Source organism: Rhodococcus sp. Eu-32 (assembly GCF_003336925.1).
Lineage (GTDB): Bacteria > Actinomycetota > Actinomycetes > Mycobacteriales > Mycobacteriaceae > Rhodococcoides > Rhodococcoides kyotonensis_B.
This window is the reverse complement of record NZ_QGNK01000006.1, coordinates 24,243-42,560: the sequence shown is the minus strand read 5'-3', so window position 1 is coordinate 42,560 and position 18,318 is coordinate 24,243. Positions and strand designations below refer to the sequence as shown.

The 18,318-nt window shown below is 66.0% G+C and carries 18 protein-coding genes; 6 read left to right on the top strand and 12 right to left on the bottom strand.

Going from position 1 to position 18,318, the window contains the following annotated elements:
* From DK926_RS09065 to DK926_RS09055, 3 genes are all read right to left on the bottom strand, one after another.
* Positions 1-639, bottom strand: coding sequence for a hypothetical protein (locus DK926_RS09065; RefSeq protein WP_068424040.1), 639 nt, complete (start codon positions 637-639; stop codon positions 1-3).
* A 95-nt stretch (positions 640-734) separates the two neighbouring features.
* Positions 735-1,388 (bottom strand): nicotinamide riboside transporter PnuC, encoded by a 654-nt coding sequence (gene pnuC / locus DK926_RS09060; RefSeq protein WP_114330153.1) that lies wholly within the window; start codon positions 1,386-1,388, stop codon positions 735-737.
* Positions 1,388-3,058 carry a peptide chain release factor 3 gene (locus DK926_RS09055; protein WP_114330152.1) on the bottom strand — a complete coding sequence of 557 codons (1,671 nt, stop codon included), beginning with the start codon at positions 3,056-3,058 and terminating at the stop codon, positions 1,388-1,390. Before DK926_RS09055 ends, pnuC begins: the two co-directional genes overlap by 1 nt.
* 134 nt (positions 3,059-3,192) lie before the next feature.
* Between DK926_RS09055 and DK926_RS09050 the strand changes: the two genes are divergently transcribed.
* A complete protein-coding gene (locus tag DK926_RS09050) occupies positions 3,193-4,827 on the top strand; it encodes a fatty acyl-AMP ligase (protein ID WP_114330151.1) in 1,635 nt (544 codons plus the stop codon).
* Between the two features lie 49 nt (positions 4,828-4,876).
* Here DK926_RS09050 and pth read toward each other — a convergent pair whose 3' ends face one another.
* The 3 genes from pth to DK926_RS09035 all read right to left on the bottom strand — a co-directional run bounded on the left by pth (position 4,877) and on the right by DK926_RS09035 (position 6,932).
* The gene (gene pth, locus DK926_RS09045; protein WP_114330150.1) at positions 4,877-5,461 is read right to left on the bottom strand and encodes an aminoacyl-tRNA hydrolase; all 585 of its coding nucleotides are present in this window, start codon (positions 5,459-5,461) and stop codon (positions 4,877-4,879) included.
* A 76-nt stretch (positions 5,462-5,537) separates the two neighbouring features.
* Positions 5,538-6,182, bottom strand: coding sequence for a 50S ribosomal protein L25/general stress protein Ctc (locus DK926_RS09040; protein WP_174551389.1), 645 nt, complete (start codon positions 6,180-6,182; stop codon positions 5,538-5,540).
* 186 nt (positions 6,183-6,368) lie between these two features.
* On the bottom strand, positions 6,369-6,932 hold the full coding sequence (locus DK926_RS09035) for a TetR/AcrR family transcriptional regulator (RefSeq protein ID WP_114330149.1): 564 nt from the start codon (positions 6,930-6,932) through the stop codon (positions 6,369-6,371).
* 58 nt (positions 6,933-6,990) lie between these two features.
* Here DK926_RS09035 and DK926_RS09030 point away from each other — a divergent pair, with 58 nt between their 5' ends.
* Positions 6,991-7,899, top strand: coding sequence for a DMT family transporter (locus tag DK926_RS09030; protein WP_114330148.1), 909 nt, complete (start codon positions 6,991-6,993; stop codon positions 7,897-7,899).
* On the opposite strand, the gene DK926_RS09025 is transcribed toward DK926_RS09030, so the two are convergent.
* Positions 7,850-9,019, bottom strand: coding sequence for an aminotransferase class V-fold PLP-dependent enzyme (locus DK926_RS09025; RefSeq protein ID WP_114330147.1), 1,170 nt, complete (start codon positions 9,017-9,019; stop codon positions 7,850-7,852). The genes DK926_RS09030 and DK926_RS09025 overlap by 50 nt on opposite strands.
* Positions 9,020-9,179: 160 nt before the next feature.
* Here DK926_RS09025 and egtA point away from each other — a divergent pair, with 160 nt between their 5' ends.
* From egtA to egtD, 4 genes are read left to right on the top strand one after another with little or no spacing between them, the layout of a single operon-like run.
* The gene (gene egtA, locus DK926_RS09020) at positions 9,180-10,412 is read left to right on the top strand and encodes an ergothioneine biosynthesis glutamate--cysteine ligase EgtA (protein WP_114330146.1); all 1,233 of its coding nucleotides are present in this window, start codon (positions 9,180-9,182) and stop codon (positions 10,410-10,412) included.
* The gene (egtB, locus tag DK926_RS09015) at positions 10,409-11,716 is read left to right on the top strand and encodes an ergothioneine biosynthesis protein EgtB (RefSeq protein ID WP_165839542.1); all 1,308 of its coding nucleotides are present in this window, start codon (positions 10,409-10,411) and stop codon (positions 11,714-11,716) included. Before egtA ends, egtB begins: the two co-directional genes overlap by 4 nt.
* Positions 11,709-12,440 (top strand): ergothioneine biosynthesis protein EgtC, encoded by a 732-nt coding sequence (gene egtC / locus DK926_RS09010; protein WP_114330300.1) that lies wholly within the window; start codon positions 11,709-11,711, stop codon positions 12,438-12,440. The genes egtB and egtC overlap by 8 nt, the downstream gene beginning before the upstream one ends.
* Before the next feature lie 13 nt (positions 12,441-12,453).
* A complete protein-coding gene (gene egtD / locus DK926_RS09005) occupies positions 12,454-13,446 on the top strand; it encodes an L-histidine N(alpha)-methyltransferase (RefSeq protein WP_114330144.1) in 993 nt (330 codons plus the stop codon).
* A 34-nt stretch (positions 13,447-13,480) separates the two neighbouring features.
* Here egtD and DK926_RS09000 read toward each other — a convergent pair whose 3' ends face one another.
* From DK926_RS09000 to DK926_RS08980, 5 genes are all read right to left on the bottom strand, one after another.
* Positions 13,481-14,863 carry an ABC transporter permease gene (locus DK926_RS09000; protein ID WP_114330143.1) on the bottom strand — a complete coding sequence of 461 codons (1,383 nt, stop codon included), beginning with the start codon at positions 14,861-14,863 and terminating at the stop codon, positions 13,481-13,483.
* Complete coding sequence (locus DK926_RS08995) at positions 14,860-15,609, bottom strand: ABC transporter ATP-binding protein (protein WP_114330142.1); 750 nt, start codon at positions 15,607-15,609, stop codon at positions 14,860-14,862. Before DK926_RS08995 ends, DK926_RS09000 begins: the two co-directional genes overlap by 4 nt.
* A 91-nt stretch (positions 15,610-15,700) precedes the next feature.
* Entirely contained in the window at positions 15,701-16,354 is a 654-nt protein-coding gene (locus DK926_RS08990; protein WP_114330141.1) for a response regulator transcription factor, read from the bottom strand.
* The gene (locus DK926_RS08985; RefSeq protein WP_114330140.1) at positions 16,351-17,514 is read right to left on the bottom strand and encodes a histidine kinase; all 1,164 of its coding nucleotides are present in this window, start codon (positions 17,512-17,514) and stop codon (positions 16,351-16,353) included. Before DK926_RS08985 ends, DK926_RS08990 begins: the two co-directional genes overlap by 4 nt.
* A 62-nt stretch (positions 17,515-17,576) precedes the next feature.
* Positions 17,577-18,227 (bottom strand): hypothetical protein, encoded by a 651-nt coding sequence (locus DK926_RS08980; RefSeq protein WP_174551390.1) that lies wholly within the window; start codon positions 18,225-18,227, stop codon positions 17,577-17,579.
* Between the last annotated feature and the right edge of the window lie 91 nt (positions 18,228-18,318).

The following is an 18,318-nucleotide window of genomic DNA, read 5'->3' as shown; positions in this document are numbered from 1 at the left end:
TCAGCGATATCCCTTGGCGGGGTTGAGCAGATCCAGCACGATGGTCTGGCCGTTGGAGCGGACGTGGATTTCCGGGTTCTGAAGTCCGCCGGAGACGAGGTACTCACCGAGGAGCTGCAGCAGCTCGTCGGGGCCGACGGAGGTGTCGGGAGTGCGGATGTCGCCGGTGCGGCTGCCCAACTCGTTCTGCGTCAAGCGTCCGGCGATACGGACCGATGCGACGCCCATGGCGGTGCGACGGTCGGGTGCACCGCTGCGGCCGATGCTCGACGAGGAGCTCGTGCTGTTCGATGCATGCGTGTTCGACCGGCCGTTGGTGGGCAGGCCGTGCTCGGAGATCTGCTCGCTACTGGTCACTTCAACCTCGTTCGATTCCTGGGATGGCTGCTCGGTCTTGGTGGTGTCGACATGCTTCTTCGCGTCGGACGTGCGGGAACTCGACTCCGACGCCTGGGGCTTCACCTTGTCGAGCGATGCTTCTGCGGGCGCCGAAGTGCTCGTGCGATCCACCGATTCCGGAGTGTCGGACTTGGCCGCGGAGACTCCCGGAGCCAGTGTGGGAGTGGGCGTGGTCAACCGGTGAGCCGGCGCTTGGCCGATCTTGATACCCGCCAGCGGATAGCTGGATCCCTGTGTCATCTTCAACCCCGAGTCGTCGGCATGAACCCTTCGGCTTCGAGCTCTAAACAAACTCGAAGCCCGTTCGGACCTCGGAAGAATAACACTTCGTCTGTTTAAGGGGTGATCTTCTCGCGTTCTTTCCGATTCTGGATGCGAAACCATGCTGTGAAGCCCCACAGAACGAATGCGGCGTACACGAGATACAGCACAGCCGACGGGTAGAAACCGGCGCTGAACAGGAGCGGAACGCCCACGGCGTCGACGGCGATCCAGATCAGCCAGAACTCGGTGGCACCACGGGCCATCCCGAACGTGGCCAGCAGCGAGCCGGTGAAGATCCAGGCGTCGGCCCACTTTCCGTAGGAGCCGAGGTAGTCGAAGAGCTGCGCGAAGCCGACGGTACCCACCACCATGACGGCGATCATCGCCACGCGTTCCCGCGTCGACGCCCAGTGGGGCATCACCGGCCGTGCGTGGGTTCGTGCGGTTCGCGCCCAACGCCACCAGCCGTAGACGCTGACCGTGATGAACAGCAGCTGCCTGCCGGCCTGGCCGTACAGGTCGAGTGCCTGCGGAGTGTGGAACACGCCGCCGAGAAACACCGTGAACAGCAGGGCGTTGCCGACGATGCCCACCGGCCACGCCCAGACGACGCGTCGCATCCCGCCGATCGCCGACGCCAACCCGAACCCGTTTCCGATGATCTCCCGCCAGAGAATCGCATGACCCGCGATGGATACCTGCGCGTCGAGCAGCTGGATGAGCACTATTCGCCTGCGGCGACCAGTGGCTCTAGCGTCAGTTCCGGCATTTCCTTCTCGAGATACTGCAGACGCCACTTGTCGCTGACGAGCGCGAGCAACGCCCCGTCGGTGCGCGTGAAGACCTCGACGCCGCGCTGACGGCCCAGCTCGGTGGCCGACTCGGCGTCGGTGCGGCGCGCGACGGAGTAACCGAGCGGCTCGAGACGGGCGTCGACGCCGAATTCGGTCTTCATGCGGGCCGTGACGACCTCGAACTGCATCGGGCCGACGGCAGCGAGCACGGGGGAGGCGTCGCCGCGAATGTCGTTGCGCAACACCTGTACGACGCCTTCCGAGTCCATCTGCTCGACGGCACGTCGGAACTTCTTGTACTTGTCCGCGCTGTCGACGCGCAGGGCCGCGAAGTGCTCGGGCGCGAAGGACGGGATCGGCGGGTACTCGACCTTCTTGTCGGTGAACAGCGTGTGCCCGGGCGCCAGCGCGGTCGCGTTGACGAGGCCGACGACGTCGCCCGGGTAGGCGTTCTCGACGGTGGAGCGTTCGCGGCCGAACACCGTCAGCGCGTACTTGGTGGTGAACGGCTTCCCGGTCTGTGCGTGGGTGACGACCATGCCGCGTTCGAACACGCCGGAGACGACGCGCATGAACGCGAGACGGTCGCGGTGTGCGGTGTCCATGCCCGCCTGCACCTTGAAGACGACGGCGCTGAACGGGTCGGTGACCTCGCGCGTGCCGCCCTTGTTGTCCTCACGTGCGCCGGGCGCGGGTGCGAGGGCGACCAACGTGTCGAGGATTTGGCGGACACCGAAGTTCAGCATCGCGGAGCCGAAGATGACCGGCGACGTCTGCCCGGCGAGGAACAATTCCTGATCGTGAGCCTGTCCGCTCGAGACGAGCAGCTCGCTCTCCTCGAGCGCGGTCTCCCACTCCGAGCCCTCGCGCGCGAGGGCAGCGTCGGCGTCGAGCAGTTCCTCGGGGGCGATGGTCGCGCCACCTGCCGTGCGCGTGAAGCGAATGTAGTTGCCTGCCCGGACGTCGAGAAGCCCGCGGAAGTCGCCCGCGATACCGACGGGCCAGTACAGCGGCGTGGGCGTCAGGCCGATGCGCTGCTCGATCTCGTCGAGCAGTTCCAACGGCGACTGGCCGGGGCGGTCCCACTTGTTGATCACGGTGATGACCGGGATACCGAACTGGCGGCAGACCTGGAACAGCTTGAGGGTCTGCGGTTCGAGGCCCTTCGCGGCGTCGATGAGCATGACGGCCGCGTCGACGGCCGTCAGCACGCGGTAGGTGTCCTCGGAGAAGTCGGCGTGACCAGGGGTGTCGACGAGGTTGATGACGTTGGTGTCGTCCACGGTCGGATCGACCTGATAGTTGAACTGCAGCGCCGTGGAACTGACGGAGATACCGCGGGCCTTCTCCATCTCCATCCAGTCGGACACCGTCGAACGACGACCGGCCTTGCCGTGAATGGCACCGGCCTCGGAGATGACACGGGCGTGCAGTGCGAGCGCTTCGGTGAGCGTCGACTTACCGGCGTCCGGATGCGAGATGACGGCGAACGTGCGACGACGGGCGACTTCGGACGCGAGTTCCTTGTGCGCGTTCTTCGGCTGGCTCGGTGCCGACTCGGTGGGGGTAGTGCCGACGTCTACCGAATCGGGCGTACTCAAGCGAACCTCTTCTTGGGTGGAGTGGGGTTTGTTGCCGGTACCAGGGTACTCGGAGCCAGGAGCGGTAACGGTTCCCGTACGGAGCTTCGATGGAATACCCGTAAGCGCGACGCTGGACGAGCGAGGAGACGCCCATGAGCAAGTTCACGGAAGAAATGTTCGCCACGGCGGCGAGCAGTCCCCGCGGGCTCGTCACTGGTGAACCCGACGAGGCGTTGCGGCAGTCGTGGGGCGAGATCCATCGGGTGGCGCGCAAGATGGCGGGAGCGCTTGCCGACGCGGGCATCGGCCACGGTGACGCCATCGGCATTCTCGCCGGTCAACCCGTCGACATCGCCCCTGCGTGTCAGGCGGCGTGGATGCGCGGTGGTTCGGTCACCATGCTGCATCAGCCGACGCCGCGCACCGATCTGGCGGTGTGGGGTGAGGACACCGAGACGGTCGTGACCATGATCGAGGCGAAAGCGGTGATCCTCGGCGCGCCGTTCGACATCGCCGCGCCGGTGCTCGAGCAGCGCGGCATCACGGTGCTGAAGATCGAGGACATGGGGGGCGGTCGCGACGTCGACCCGATTCCGACCGACGAGTCCGATATCGCGTTGCAGCAGTTGACCTCCGGATCCACCGGGTCGCCGAAGGCCGTGCGGATCACGCACGAGAACTTCTACGTCAACGCCTACGCGATGATCGATCGCATCAAGTTCGACGTCGACTCCGACGTCATGATCAGCTGGCTCCCGCTGTTCCACGACATGGGGATGGTCGGGTTCCTGACCGTGCCGATGCAGGTCGGTGCCGAGGTCGTCAGTGTGACGCCACTCGACTTCCTGCGTTCACCGCTGTTGTGGGCCAAGCTGATTCACAAATATCGCGGAACCGTCACGGCCGCACCGAATTTCGCGTACTCGCTGTTGGCTCGCCGACTACGTCAGGCCGAGGACGGTATGGATCTCGACCTCAGCACACTGCGGTACGCGTGGAACGGTGCCGAGCCGGTCGACCCCGACACCATGATCGCGTTGGCGGAGGCCGGTGCGCCGTACGGGCTCGATCCACATGCCCTTGCTCCGGTCTACGGAATGGCGGAAACGACGCTGGCAGTGTCCATTCCGGATCCGGGGCAGGGACAGGTTCTCGACGTCGTCGACGCGGACCTGCTCGAAGCCATGGGCCGTGCCGTTCCCGCGACGAAGGGCAACGTCCGGCGGATGGCGACGCTCGGCAAGATGGTTCCCGGGCTCGAGGGACGCGTCGTCGACAAGGAGGGGCAGGTTCTCACCCCGCGCGGTGTCGGCATCATCGAGGTGCGCGGCAAGGCCGTCACGCCGGGGTACATCACCGTCGAGGGTCCCGTGCCCACCCAGGATGCCGACGGGTGGCTCGATACCGGCGACGTCGGCTACTTCACCGAAGAAGGACTCGTCGTGGTGTGCGGTCGCATCAAGGACGTCATCATCATGGGCGGCCGCAACATCTATCCGACCGACATCGAGCGGGCCGCCGCGTCGGTCGAGGGAGTGCGGCCGGGTAACGCCGTCGCGATCCGGCTCGACGCGGGGGAGAAGCGCGAAAGCTTCGCGGTCGCAGTCGAAACGAACGACTATCAGAATCCCGACGAGGTCAAGCGCATCGAGCGCGAACTCGTGCACGCGGTGTACTCGGAGGTCGGAGTGCGTCCGCGTACCGTCGCCGTGCTCGGGCCGGGTTCGATTCCGAAGACGTCGTCGGGGAAGCTGCGTCGCGCGAATTCGGCTGCGTTGCTGGGCTAGTCGTGCGTGCGAATGTATAGAGGGCTACACATTCGCACGCACGAGCGCGTCAGCGCATGTGTAGTTGATTCTGCGCGGCCTCCAGTCCGACGCGCAGGATCAGTTCGGCCGCATCGGCGGCTTCCTCGCAGATGACGCCGAGGTCCTTGCGTTCCGCGGCCGAGAACGGTTTGAGAACGTAGGAGGCCGGATCCATCCGGCCCGGCGGGCGGCTGACGCCGACGCGCACGCGCTGGTAGTCCTTCGTCGACAGGTGCTGTGAGATCGACCGCAATCCGTTGTGGCCGCCCTCGCCGCCGCCGACCTTGAGTCGAATGGTGCCGAAGTCGATGTCCAGCTCGTCGTGAATCACGATGATGTTCGCCGGTTCGACGGAGAAGAAGCGCGCCAGCGCCGCGACGGGTTGGCCGGACAGGTTCATGAACGTCCGAGGCTTCGCGACGACGACGGGGCGATCGTTCGAACGTGCCTGCACGACATCGGAATTCGACTTCTTGTGCGACGAGAACTTCGCGCCGATGCGTGCCGCGAGTACGTCCGCGACCATGAAGCCCACGTTGTGGCGAGTTGTCTCGTACTGCGGGCCCGGATTGCCGAGGCCGACGATCAGCGCGGTGTCGTTCACGGTGTTCATACTTTCTCATCGAGCGGCGAAACGAAAAACGCGCCGCTCCCGACCATGGGGAGCGGCGCGTTTCGAGCAGGTGAGATCAGCTCTCGTCGGAGCTTTCCTCGGATGCCCCTTCTTCGTCGACGACGTCGCCGGTCGGAGCCTCGTCGCCTTCGGCCTCTGCCTCGAGTGCAGCCTCGGACGGAGCCTCGACGACGTTGACGAGCAGCGTCTCCGGGTCGGACACCAGGGTGACGCCGGACGGCAGCGTCAGGTCGGCTGCGGTGATCTGGGTGCCGATCTCGGCGCCCTCGACCGAGACCTCGAGGGACTCGGGAATGGACAGCGCGTCTGCCTCGATCTCGACGGCTGCGGTGTCGGTGGTGACGAGTGCGCCCGGAGCTGCATCGCCCTCGACGACGATGTTGACCTCGACGGTGACGCGCTCGCCCTTCTTCAGGACGAGGAGGTCGGCGTGCTCGATGGTGCGCTTGATCGGGTGAACGACGACCGACTTGGTCAGAGCCAGCTGATCCTTGCCGTCGATGTCGAGCGACAGAACGGCGTTGGTGCCGTCCTTACGCAGGATGGCGGCGAATGCGCGGTAGTCGACCGCGAGGTGCTGGGGGTCGGTGCCGTGTCCGTACAGAACTGCGGGGACCTGGCCGTCGCGACGCGTGCGACGAGCTGCGCCCTTGCCGAATTCGGTGCGGACGATCGCCTTGAGGTTGTTGGTGTCAGACATGAAGAACGGCTCCTGCATTCACTGGGTGGACTTGGCTTCGTCGGGGCAGACACGAACGAGCAAGGCCCAGGGGCCGAGCCGCGTCGATCACGGTAGTTCCTGTCGGGGACCTACCCTCGCCGAGACAACCCGGAGTACTTTACACCATGGGCGCCTGCGGCGCACGTGCACGAAAATGCACAGTGGCTACGTATTTTCGTGCACGAGTCGCGTCGCGACATCGCGCGCCACTTGGACGGCGTCGTCGCGTGCTCCCGCGGTGCTCATGACGACGGCACCCTCGTGGATCAGTGACAGTCGCACCGAGAGTTCGTGGGGCGACGCCAGGCCTGCTTCGGTGGCCAAGCGCTCGAACAGTGCCCGCGTCCACTCCTTCTCCGAGCGGATGACGTCGAGTGCCGGGTGGTCCGTGCCGCCGTATTCGGCGAACGCGTTGACGAACCCGCATCCGCGATGGTTGTCGCGCATCCACGCGGCCAACGCGTCGTAGACGCCGAGGATGCGCTCGGATCCCACGGGCAGTGGCTCCAGGTAGTCGAGGACGAAAGAGCACCACCGTTCGAAGCGCCGCTGCAGGTAATGCATGACCAGGCCGTCCTTGGATCCGAACCGGTCGTAGAGGGTCTTCTTCGTCGTGCCTGCCTCGTCGGCGATGAGGTCGACGCCGACAGCACGAATTCCGCGGTCGTAGAACAGCGCGCTGGCGACGGTCAGGATGCGTTCGCCGGCAGGCGTGAGCGCCTTCGTCATGTGGTCTCCTTCACAGGTCCACTGCAAGTATACAGACCTGTATGGTTACCTCGCTGGTATGACTCGAACGGACGTTGTTGCCTCGATCTCTCTCGTGATCCTGTGGAGCTCCGGGTTCATCGGCGCGGAACTGGGGACGGCCTACACGTCGGCGAACACGCTGTTGGGCTGGCGATACATGGTCGCCGTCGTGATCCTGGGGCTGTGGTGCTGGTTCAGGGGACTGCGCCCGACGTGGACGAGCGTTCGCAGACAGGTGGTGCTCGGCTTCTTCTGCCAGTTCCTCTACCTCGCGTGCATCTTCGCGGGTGTCGCGGCCGGGGTCCCCGCCGGCACGTCCGCACTGATCGCCGCGATGCAGCCACTCGTCGTCGCCGCGTTGTCGACGCGTCTGCTCGGCGAGCGGTTCGGGCGAGAGCGTGCGGTCGCGATGGCCGTCGGCTTCGGCGGGGTGATGCTCGTCGTCGCGGGTGACCTCGGTGGCGGCAGCGCGGCGTGGCCGGCGTATCTGCTCCCGGTCGTCGGGATGCTCTCGTTGTCCGTCGGCACCGTGCTCGAGCGCAGGATGCAGACGAACGATCCGATCCCGCTCGCGATGTTCGTTCAGGGCGCGGTCGCGGCGACGTTGTTCATGGCATGGAACGTCGTCACCGACGACGTTGCGCCTCCCATGACGTCGGGATTCTGGGTGGCCGTCGGCTGGCTGGTCGTGCTGTCGACGTTCGGTGCGTACGGCGTCTACCTGTTCGTGGTGCGACGCCGCGGCGCGACCACCGCGAGCAGTCTGCTGCTTCTGACGCCCGCGACGACGATGGTGTGGGCTTTCCTGATGTTCGACGCCTCGATCACATGGTTGGCGGTGATCGGCGCCTCCGTCGTCTGTGCGCGCGAATACATAGCCCGCTGTACATTCGCGCTCACGAGGCGCGAAGCGCCGCAACCATCTCGTCCAACTGCTCGACGGTGACGAAGTAGTGCGGCGACGCCCGGACGACGGCGTCGAGCCCACGCTGTGTCATGTCGACGAGCGTCGAACGCCGATGGCTGACGGTGACCGTCACGTTTCGCTGGGCGAGGGCGTCGCGTACGTCGATCGGCGCCTTGCCGTCGACGGTGAACGAGACGATGCCGCTCTTGCGCTCACCGAGGTCGTGCACGGTCACCCCGCTCACACCGCGCAGCGCCGCGCGCAGATACTCGGCGCGTTCGACGACGGCGTCCTGGACGTCGTCGATGCCGATGTCGAGCAGATAGTCGACGGCAGTACCCAACGCCAGCCGGGCCGCGACGTCGCATTCCCAGAACTCGAAGCGCGTCACGTCGGGCGCGAGCCGGAAGTCGTTCTCGCCCGTCCACTGCGCACTGTGCAAGTCGAGAGCGGGCGGCTCGAGGGTCGTCGCCAACTCGGGACGCATGTACAGAAATCCGGTGCCGCGCGGTCCTCGCAACCACTTTCGGCCGGTCGCGCTGAGTGCGTCGACACCGAGTTCGTCCACGTCGACGCGTATCTGGCCGATCGACTGGCACGCATCGAGCAGTACGAGCGCGTCGTGGCGGTGAGCCAGTTCGGCGACCTCACGCGCCGGATTGACCAGTCCACCGTTGGTCGGTGCATGCACGAGCGAGACGACGCGGACGGAATCGTCGAGCATCTTCTCGAACGCGTCGAGGTCGATCTGCCCGCTCGGATCGCTCGGCACGAACTCGACGACGGCTCCGACAGCCTCGGCCCGCTGCAGCGCCGCGATCGCGTTGCTCGCGTACTCGACCTCGCACAGCAGCACTCGATCGCCCTCGGCCAGCGGGATCGAATAGAAGAAATCGCTCCACGCGCGAGTTGCGCTGTCGCTCAAAGCAATGTCCGACGCGTGTGCTCCGATCAACGTCGCGATCGAACTCTTGACGCCCGCGAGATCGGACATGCGTTCGTTCGCTGCCCGGTAGCCGCCGACTTCCGCTTCCCGACGCAGATGCGCGACGGCGGTCTCGACGACCGGTGTCGGTGGGAGCGAGGATCCTGCGCTGTCGAGGAACACGGTGGACTCTGCAGCGGGGGTGTCGCGACGGATTCGGTCCAGGTCGAACATCTCGGCGCCTTCCGGAGACGGTATTTGTCGGTGCGCTGTGGTGAACTCGTGGCTAGTGTCGAGGACAGGCTTTCACACGGGAAGCCGTGCGGGCGCCAACGGCCCGCGCGTTTTCGGTGAAACCACCCGGGGTAGTGGAGACGAGAGCTAGGAGGCTCCCATGTCGTCCAACGAGAAGTCCCTCGAATTGAGTTCGCGCCCAGCGGCCGAAGCATATGTCGCAAGTGTCTGTTTCAAACTCGGTCCACCGCAGCTCATCGGTGCCGAATTGGAATTTCTGACACACACTGCCGACGGCGACAGGCCGTCGATCGACCATCTCGCGACCGCTCTGGGGGAGTTCGCGCCGCGCAGCATCTCACCTGATTCACCCGCCTCGCCTCTGCGGGGCGGAAGCGCCGTCACGATCGAACCGGGCGGCCAGATAGAACTTTCCAGCTCGCCGTTCGCTTCGGTGCGCGAACTACAGGACGCAGTCGATTCCGACGTCCTCCACGTCGAGGATCTGCTCCGCACTCACGGCGTCGCCCTGTCGTCTATTCCCGCCGACACCGAGCGTGCCGCGAGGCGCCTTCTGGTTCTGCCGCGCTACTGCGCGATGGAGAACCGCTTCACCACCATCGGCCCGTTCGGCAAATTGATGATGTGCAACACCGCAGCGACGCAGATCAGCGTCGACGCCGGGGTGGACCGCGCCGACGTCACGCGCAGGTGGCAGATGCTCGAGGCCATCGGTCCTGCATTCGTCGCGGCCTTCGCGTGTTCGCCGCGGCTGCACGGCGCGCCGGACGACGGGTGGGCGTCGCAGCGCATGCGCACATGGCTGGAATTGGACGGGTCGCGCACCGACGTTCCGAGCACCGGTGACCCCATGACCGACTACGCAGCCTGGGCCGTCGACGTGCCGTTGCTGTGTATTCGCGGGGAGACCGAGAACTGGGAGGCCCCGGACGGAATGTCGTTCGCGGACTGGATCGCCGACGAGGCACCGATCGGCCGTCGTCCCACCGAAGCCGACCTGGACTACCACCTCACGACGCTGTTTCCGCACGTACGGGCATGCGGGCATCTCGAGATCCGATATCTCGACGCGCAGCCGGACAATCAGTGGGTCGTTCCTGCCGCCGCGTTCGACGCGTTGTTGTCCAGCCCGGCCGTCACCGACGCGGCCTGTTCGATTGCAGGTCCGACGTCGGGCCGGTGGACGGACGCAGCCCGCGTCGGCCTCGCCGACGCCGAATTCCGGCACGGGGCCGAGGATGTGCTGCGCCTCGCCGCCGAACATTCCGTCGAGTACGGCGAGATGCTCATGCTCACCGCCGAGCGATGTCGCCGCGGCGAAACACCGACGTCGACCATTCCGAGACGTTCGACCGACAGGGAGCCGGTATGACCGAGACCGAGCAGCTGAGAAGTGCCGTCGAGAAGGTCCTGACGCGCAGCCGGGCCCGCAGCGAAGCCCTCACTCAGTGCGTCGACGAGACGGATCTGATCGCACAGCATTCGCCGCTGATGAGCCCGCTGGTGTGGGACCTCGCGCATATCGGCAACCAGGAAGAGCTCTGGCTGGTTCGCGACGTCGGCGGCCGTGAGCCGGTGCGCTGCGACATCGACGAACTGTACGACGCGTTCAAGCACTCCAGGTCGAGCCGACCGTCGCTACCGCTTCTGACGCCCGACGAAGCGCGCGCGTACGTCTCGACGGTGCGCGACAAGGTGTGGGACGTGCTCGACACCAGCCCGCTGGACGGCCGTCGACTCGAACGCGACGGGTTCGCGTTCGGCATGATCGCGCAGCACGAACAGCAGCACGACGAGACGATGTTGGCGACGCATCAGTTGCGCGTCGGCCCTGCCGTGCTGACGGCGCCTCCGCCCCCGCCCGCCCGTGTGCCCGCGTCGGGGGAGGTCGTCATCGCAGGTGGGGAGTTCACGATGGGGACCTCGCTCGACCCGTGGGCGCTCGACAACGAACGGCCTGCACATTCGACGTACGTGCCGTCGTTCGCGATCGACGTCGCCCCCGTCACCAACGCGCAGTACACCGCGTTCGTCGATGCGGGCGGCTACGAACGGCCCGAACTGTGGAGCGAACGCGGCTGGGCGCATCGGACCGCCGAGAAGCTGCAGGCACCGCAATTCTGGGAGCGCGACTCGGGCGGTGCGTGGTGGCGTCGGGCGTTCGGTGTCTCGGCGCCGGTACGTCCGGATCAGCCAGTCGTGCACGTGTGCTTCTTCGAGGCCGAGGCGTATGCGCGATGGGCAGGCAAGCGTCTGCCCACCGAGGCCGAGTGGGAGAAGGCCGCGCGGTTCGACCCGACGTCGGGGACAGTGCGCAAATACCCGTGGGGCGACGCCGAACCCACCGAGGCGCACGCCAATCTCGGTCAACGACATCTCGAGCCGGCCGACGTCGGCGCTTACCCGGCAGGGTCGTCGGCACAGGGCGTGCAGCAGCTGATCGGCGACGTCTGGGAGTGGACGTCGTCGAGCTTCGAGCCGTATCCGGGATTCGAGGCGTTCCCGTACGCGGAGTACTCCGAGGTGTTCTGGAGTGGGGACTATCGCGTGCTGCGCGGTGGTTCCTTCGGCACCGACGAGGTCGCCTGCCGCGGCACGTTCCGCAACTGGGACCATCCGATTCGCAGGCAGATATTCTCCGGAATCCGTTGTGCGCGAGACGTCGTCGATGTGTAGGCATCTGGGCTATCTCGGACCCCTCCGTGGGGTCGGTGACGTACTGACGGCCGGTTCCCATTCTCTGCGTGTGCAGTCCTACGCACCGAAGGACATGCGTGGCGGGGGAACCATCAATGCCGACGGTTTCGGTGCCGCGTGGTGGGGTCGAGGTGGTGTGTCCTCCTACCGCAATGCGATGCCGATCTGGTCCGATCCTGCCGTCGACGACGTTCTGGCCGGCGTCGAATCCACGGCGGTCGTCGCCGCAGTACGGTCCGCGACGGTCGGCATGCCGGTCGACCGCAGCGCCTGCGCGCCGTTCACCGACGACACGTGGGCCTTCAGTCACAACGGGGTCGTGTTCGGGTTTCCCGAGGTACTGGTCGAACTCGCGTCCGAGGTCCCGACGCTCGATCTGTTGACGCTGCCCGCTCCGACGGATTCCGCCGCATTGTGGGTCATCCTGAGGCACCTTCTGCGCGACCACGAACCCGAGAAGGCCCTGCGTGAGTTGGCATCCCGAGTTCAGGCCGCGTCGCCGAAACCTCGGCTCAATCTCCTTCTCGGCGACGGCCGAACCTTGTACGCCACCACCATGTATCACTCGCTCGCGGTGTTGGACACCGGCGACTCCGTCACCGTGGCGTCCGAACCGCTCGACGACAACCCCGCGTGGACCCCGATCGGCGATCACAGATTCGTGTGCGCTCGACCGGGTCACATCGACATCACCGATCTTTGACCGAAGGAGACTCATGTCCGACACCGCGCTCGACGTCCACATCTCGCCGGAACGGCTGCTCGACGATCTACGCGCCGATGTGCGGCAGGGTCTGACGGCGTCGCCGAAGTGGTTGTCGCCCAAATGGTTCTACGACGCCGCGGGCAGCGAGCTGTTCGAGCAGATCACCGAACTCCCCGAATACTTCCCGACCCGCACCGAGCGTGCTCTCATCAAAGCGCACGCGTACGACATCGCCGAGCGCACCGACGCCGCGATTCTCGTCGAGCTCGGTTCCGGCTCGTCGGACAAGACCCGTCTGCTGCTTGCCGCCGGAACGAAGCACGGCTCGCTGCGCAAGTACGTTCCGCAGGACGTGTCACCGTCCGCGTTGACGGGAGCGATCGAGCAGCTCTCGCAGGAGTTTCCCGCGCTCGAGATACAGGGGATCGTCAGCGATTTCACCGACACGCTGCACAACTTGCCTGCCGACGGACGTCGGACCATCGCATTCCTCGGCGGCACGCTCGGCAACCTCGTGCCCGACGAGAGAGCGGTCTTTCTCGCCGACATCGCGCAGGCACTCGTCGCCGACGAATTCCTCGTTCTGGGAGTGGGTTTGGTGATCGAGCCCGACGTTCTCGTTCCGGCCTACGACGACTCGATCGGTACCACGGCCGAATTCAATCGGAACGTGTTGTCGGTACTCAACTCTCGCCTGGGTGCCGACTTCGATCCCGAGAAGTTCGAGCACGTCGCACTGTGGAACCCCGAGGCCGAGTGGATCGAGATGCGCCTTCGTGCCAAGGGAACACAATACGTCCGGATCGACGATCTCGATCTGGACGTCACCTTCGAGGACGGCGAGGAACTGCGGACGGAGATCTCGGCGAAGTTCCGGCGCGACGGTATCGAACAGGAACTCGTCGACGCGGGCTTCCGCGTCGACGAGTTCTGGACCGATCCGCAGGATCGATTCGCGTTGATCCTTGCGCGAAGGGCGGCTGCGCCGCCCGTGCGCGAATAGTTGGCCTGGGCTACGATTTTCCACGCACGGGTGGCTATGCCTCACTCAGCGCGACGACCGGCGAGATCCTGGTGGCTCGACGCGACGGGACCAGCGATGCGACGAGGGCGAGCACTGCGGCGCACAGCACCGTCCCCGCGATGACGGCCCACGGGAGTGTCGGCACCGTGATGCCCGACTGCGCGATCGACCCCAGCAGCGACTGCGCCGCGGCCCACCCGTAGACGATGCCGAGCAGCAGCCCGAACCCCATCGATGCGATCACCATCTGCGCGCTCTCGGACACGATCATGCTGCGAATCTGCTTGCGCGTGAAGCCGAGTGCGCGCAACAGCCCCAGCTCGCGGGTCCGCTGCATGACGCTGAGCGACAAGTTGTTGACCATTCCGACCGCGGCGATCACACCGGAGAACCCGATCAAGCCGGTCATGATGCCGACGGTGACGGTCAGAACCTGATCGAGCGACTCGGCGCTGAACTCGTTCTCGAGCATCGACCGGTAGCTGTACATCGCGACGGAGAACGTCACCACCAGCGTCACGCCGATCAGCAGACCCAGCGCGGTGCGCGTACTCCGTCCGGGGTACCGCGTGGCGTTGGCTGACGCCAGCCGCGCCGACGGCGAGGCTCCGAACAGTCGACCCACCACCCGCAGCAACCACGGCACGATCCGATGCGCACCCACCATGACTCCCGTGAACGACGCGGCCCCGCCGGCGAACGCAACGAGAACACCTGCGGGCGTGACGGTTCCGACGACGACACCCAGGCCGAGCAGAATCACGCCTCCCGCGATCAGGACGATCGCCGACGCCGTACGCGCGGTGCGTCGTGGCGCATTGCCTCCTGGCACGTCGACGACGGCACCGGTGGCCTGGATCGGCGTGACGTCCAGTACCCGTTTCGCCCCGATGTACGACGCGGCCCACGTGGTTCCGACGACGATGACGACGGGCATCGCAACCAGGGGCTGAACCGTCGTGTAGGCGACGTCGGGCAGCTTGCCGGCAGACACGGCAATCGCCCGCGCGAGGTGGCTGGATGCGACGCCCACCACGAGTCCGACTGCCGCTCCGAAGAATCCGACGGACAGTCCTTCGCGCGACACCGAACGGCGTAGCTCGCGGCCGGACGCGCCCAGAAGTCGGAGCAACGCAATGGTTTTGGTGCGTCCCGCGACGATGGCCCCGAAGGTGTTGGCCGTGACGACCGCAGCAACGTACAACGCCAGCAGAATGAAGACCATGGCGACGCAGTACAGTGCGATCGCGACCGAGCCCTCGCCGTCGTCGCCGAAGATGTCGAGCAGGAACGCCGTCGCCTGGATCAGGACGACACCGAAGAACGACGCCAATGCCGTCACCAGAATGCTCGCACCGTGCTCTCGTCGTCCGGACGAGTTCGTCATCGCCCTCATGCCGCCGTCTCCATCGCGAGCATGTAACTGGAGATCTGTTCGGGTGTCGATCGGCGACGCTCGTCGACGATGTGTCCGTCGGCGAGAAACACGATGCGATCGGCGTATCCGGCTGCGACGGGGTCGTGGGTGACCATGACGATCGACTGTCCGTACTCGCGCACGGCTGCGGCGAGCAGCGACAGCACTTCGCGTCCGGTGCGGGAGTCGAGATTCCCGGTGGGCTCGTCGGCGAAGATCAGGTGTGGACGCGACCCGAGTGCCCGAGCGATCGCGACGCGTTGCTGTTGTCCGCCGGACAATTGATGTGGCCGATGACCCGTTCGTGCACCGAGTCCGAGCGTCGAGATCAGATGCTCGACCCAGGCCGCTTCCGCATCGCTGGGTGCGCGGCCGTCGAGCTCGAACGGCAACATGATGTTCGCCCGGACGTCCAGCGTCGGAACGAGATTGAACGACTGGAAGATGAACCCGATCTGCCGACGCCGCAGTTCGGTGAGGGCGTCGTCGCCGAGATCGGTGATGTCGGTGTCGGCGAGCGCGACGCAGCCGGACGTGACCGAGTCCAAGCCGGCCATGACATGCATCAGCGTCGACTTGCCGGAGCCCGACGGCCCCATGATCGCGGTGAACTCGCCGCGATGGATGTCGAGGGACACGCCGTCGAGAGCGTGGACGGTGTTCGCCCAGTCCCCGTAGCTTTTGCGAACCTGGTGTACCCGAGCGACGGGCGGATGTGTTGTCATGCCTGAAACGCTAGAACTGCGCGGCCGCAGAAGAATCAGGCTGCAGGCCAGTCGTCGTACATCTCGGGGATGATGTGTGGGTACGGGTGCGTCAGCGCACCAACCCGTGCTCGAACGCGTACACCACCAACTGCACTCGGTCACGCACGTCGAGTTTGGTGAAGATTCGGCTGATGTGGGTCTTGACCGTCGCCTCGCTGAGGTACTCGCTCGTCGCGATCTCGGAGTTGCTCATGCCTTTCGCCGCGAGCCGGAAGATCTCCTGTTCGCGGGCGGTCAAGCGAGTGAACGGCTCCGGAACGACCGGGTCGGCAGGTGTCTCGGTGAAGTGGTTCAGCAGCGCCGTCGTCGCCGACGCTGCGATCACCGAATTTCCTGCATGCACCGTGCGGATGGCGGCCAGCAGGAACTCGGGGTCCGCGTCCTTGAGCACGAATCCGCTCGCGCCCGCCTTGATGGCGCGCGCTGCGCTTTCGTCGAGGTCGAAGGTCGTCAGCACCACGATCTTCGGGGGAGTCGCCGACGCGGCGACGATCTCCTCGGTGGCCGCGATACCGTCCAGCACGGGCATGCGGATATCCATCAGCACGACGTCGGGGGATGCTGTCGTCGCCAAGTCGACTCCCTCACGGCCGTTTCCGGCTTCGCCGACGAACTCGAGATCGGGTTGCGACGACACGAGCATCCTGATGCCTGCTCGAAACAGTTGCTGGTCGTCGACGAGCGCGACGCGGATCCGTGTCATCGGGCTAACGGGATTCGTGCCACGAGTGTCCATACTCCTTCGTCGAGACCGGTCGTCAACGTTCCCCCGGACAGTGCTGCCCGCTCACGCATTCCTACCAGGCCGTGTCCGCCCGAACCTTCGGTGCTGCGGACGCGGTTGCGCACGGTCATGGTCGTGCCTGCGTCGTCGGACGCCAGGTGTACCGAGACCGGGTGCGACGAATCCCCGTGTCGGAGAGCATTGGTCAACGCCTCCTGCGCGATGCGGTACAACGTGAGCTGTCCACTCGCACCGAGCGCTTCGACGTCGTCTGCGCCGGTGAGGTCGATTCGCAGCCCCGCCGTGCGCATGCGATCCACGAGTGTGCCGAGGTCCTGCGACTCGGTTGCGGGGACGTCGTCGGCGCTGTGGCGGAGTTGGGCGAGCACTCCGCGGACGTCGCGCAACGCGTCGCGCGCGGTGGCCCCGATGGTTCCGAGGGCCTTGTCGACCGACTCGGGGTCCGAGGCGCGTGCGTAGCGGGCGCCGTCGGCCTGCGCGATGACGACGGCGAGGGAGTGCGCGACGATGTCGTGCATGTCGCGGGCGATGCGGTTGCGCTCGTGCTCGACGGCCATGTCCTGCAACGCCTGTGCCTGTTCCATCTCGGCCAGGGCCCGTTGATGTTTCTCCTCGATCGTGGTGCGATTCGCCAGCGCGATGCGGCCGAGCGACCACGACAGCCCGAGTACCGCCCACGAGCCGACGAGCACGATGACGAGCTGGCGGACGTACTCGCCCGCGGTGCGCGTGCCCGCGTACAGGAAGTCTGCGTCGCCGCCGACGAACGTGAGGAACAGTGCGGCGACGACACCGCCCACCACCACCGACGCCAGGCCGAGCTGACGGATACGAGTGGATCCGTACGCGGCCGTCGCGAAGAGCACGAACAGGATGGCGATGTTGGCTGCCTGGGTGCCGAGGCCCGCGGCCATCTGACCGACCGCGCAGATCCACGACAGACCGAGCGCCGACGCCGGGGACAGCCTCCGCAACGCAAGTGCCACACCGTATCCGACGAGGACGACGATGGCGGCGACACCGTTGTGTGCGATCGCCGCGCTGGACAGAAGCACCATGAAGACGACGGCGAAACCGACGTCGAGGGCGATCTGAAAGCGCGTGAGCGACCTGAACACCCGACCCACACTACTCACCGACAACTCCACGCAAATGCATATGCATTTGCGTAATGGGGAGGTCAGTTGGTGCGGCGACGAGCCTTCTCGAGTGCGGCGAGGGTCGTCAGTACCGTCGTGCGCTGCTTGTCGAGATCCTTCAGACGCGCACGAGCGGGCAGGCTCTGCTGGCCGTCGAGTGCGGCGATCTGCTCGTCGATTCCGGTGAGCTGACCGAGCAGCTTCTGAACGCGCGACTGCAGCTCGATCAGGTCGATGCCGGTGACACCGGCCTGCGCCTTTTTCGGTGCGGGTGCCTTCGCGGGTGCCGAGGACGAAGACGACGAGGTGCTCGGAGCCACACGCGGGGCAGCGACGGCCGCAGCGGCCCTGGGGCGCAACGCTTTGCGGACGGCGGCCGGGTCCGGCAGCTTCTCGAGGCGGATGCTGTTCAGGACGGCGCGGGCGTCACGAGCGGTGACGCGGTACTCACGCTCTTCCTCGTCGTCCGATGCGAGCGTGCCGCCGAGGGGGCGGAGGCCGTACATGCCGATGAAGTGCTTGGCCTCGTCGATGATGGCCTCTTTTTCACGGCACAGGCCGCAGCGAGGCTCGTTGCGATAATCCTCGATCGAGTCGGTGCTTCCGCACCAGACGCACCCACCCGGGGTCCAACGAGCGATTCGGACGGTAGAAGTTGCAGCCGGGCTGTCCAGAGTTTGTGCGTCGATCACGACGAACCATCTTAGGGCACAACGCAAGCCGTCCCGCACACCCCCTCCCGGCCGAACTGCGCTTTTCGATCACCGTAGTGATCAAGCTCAT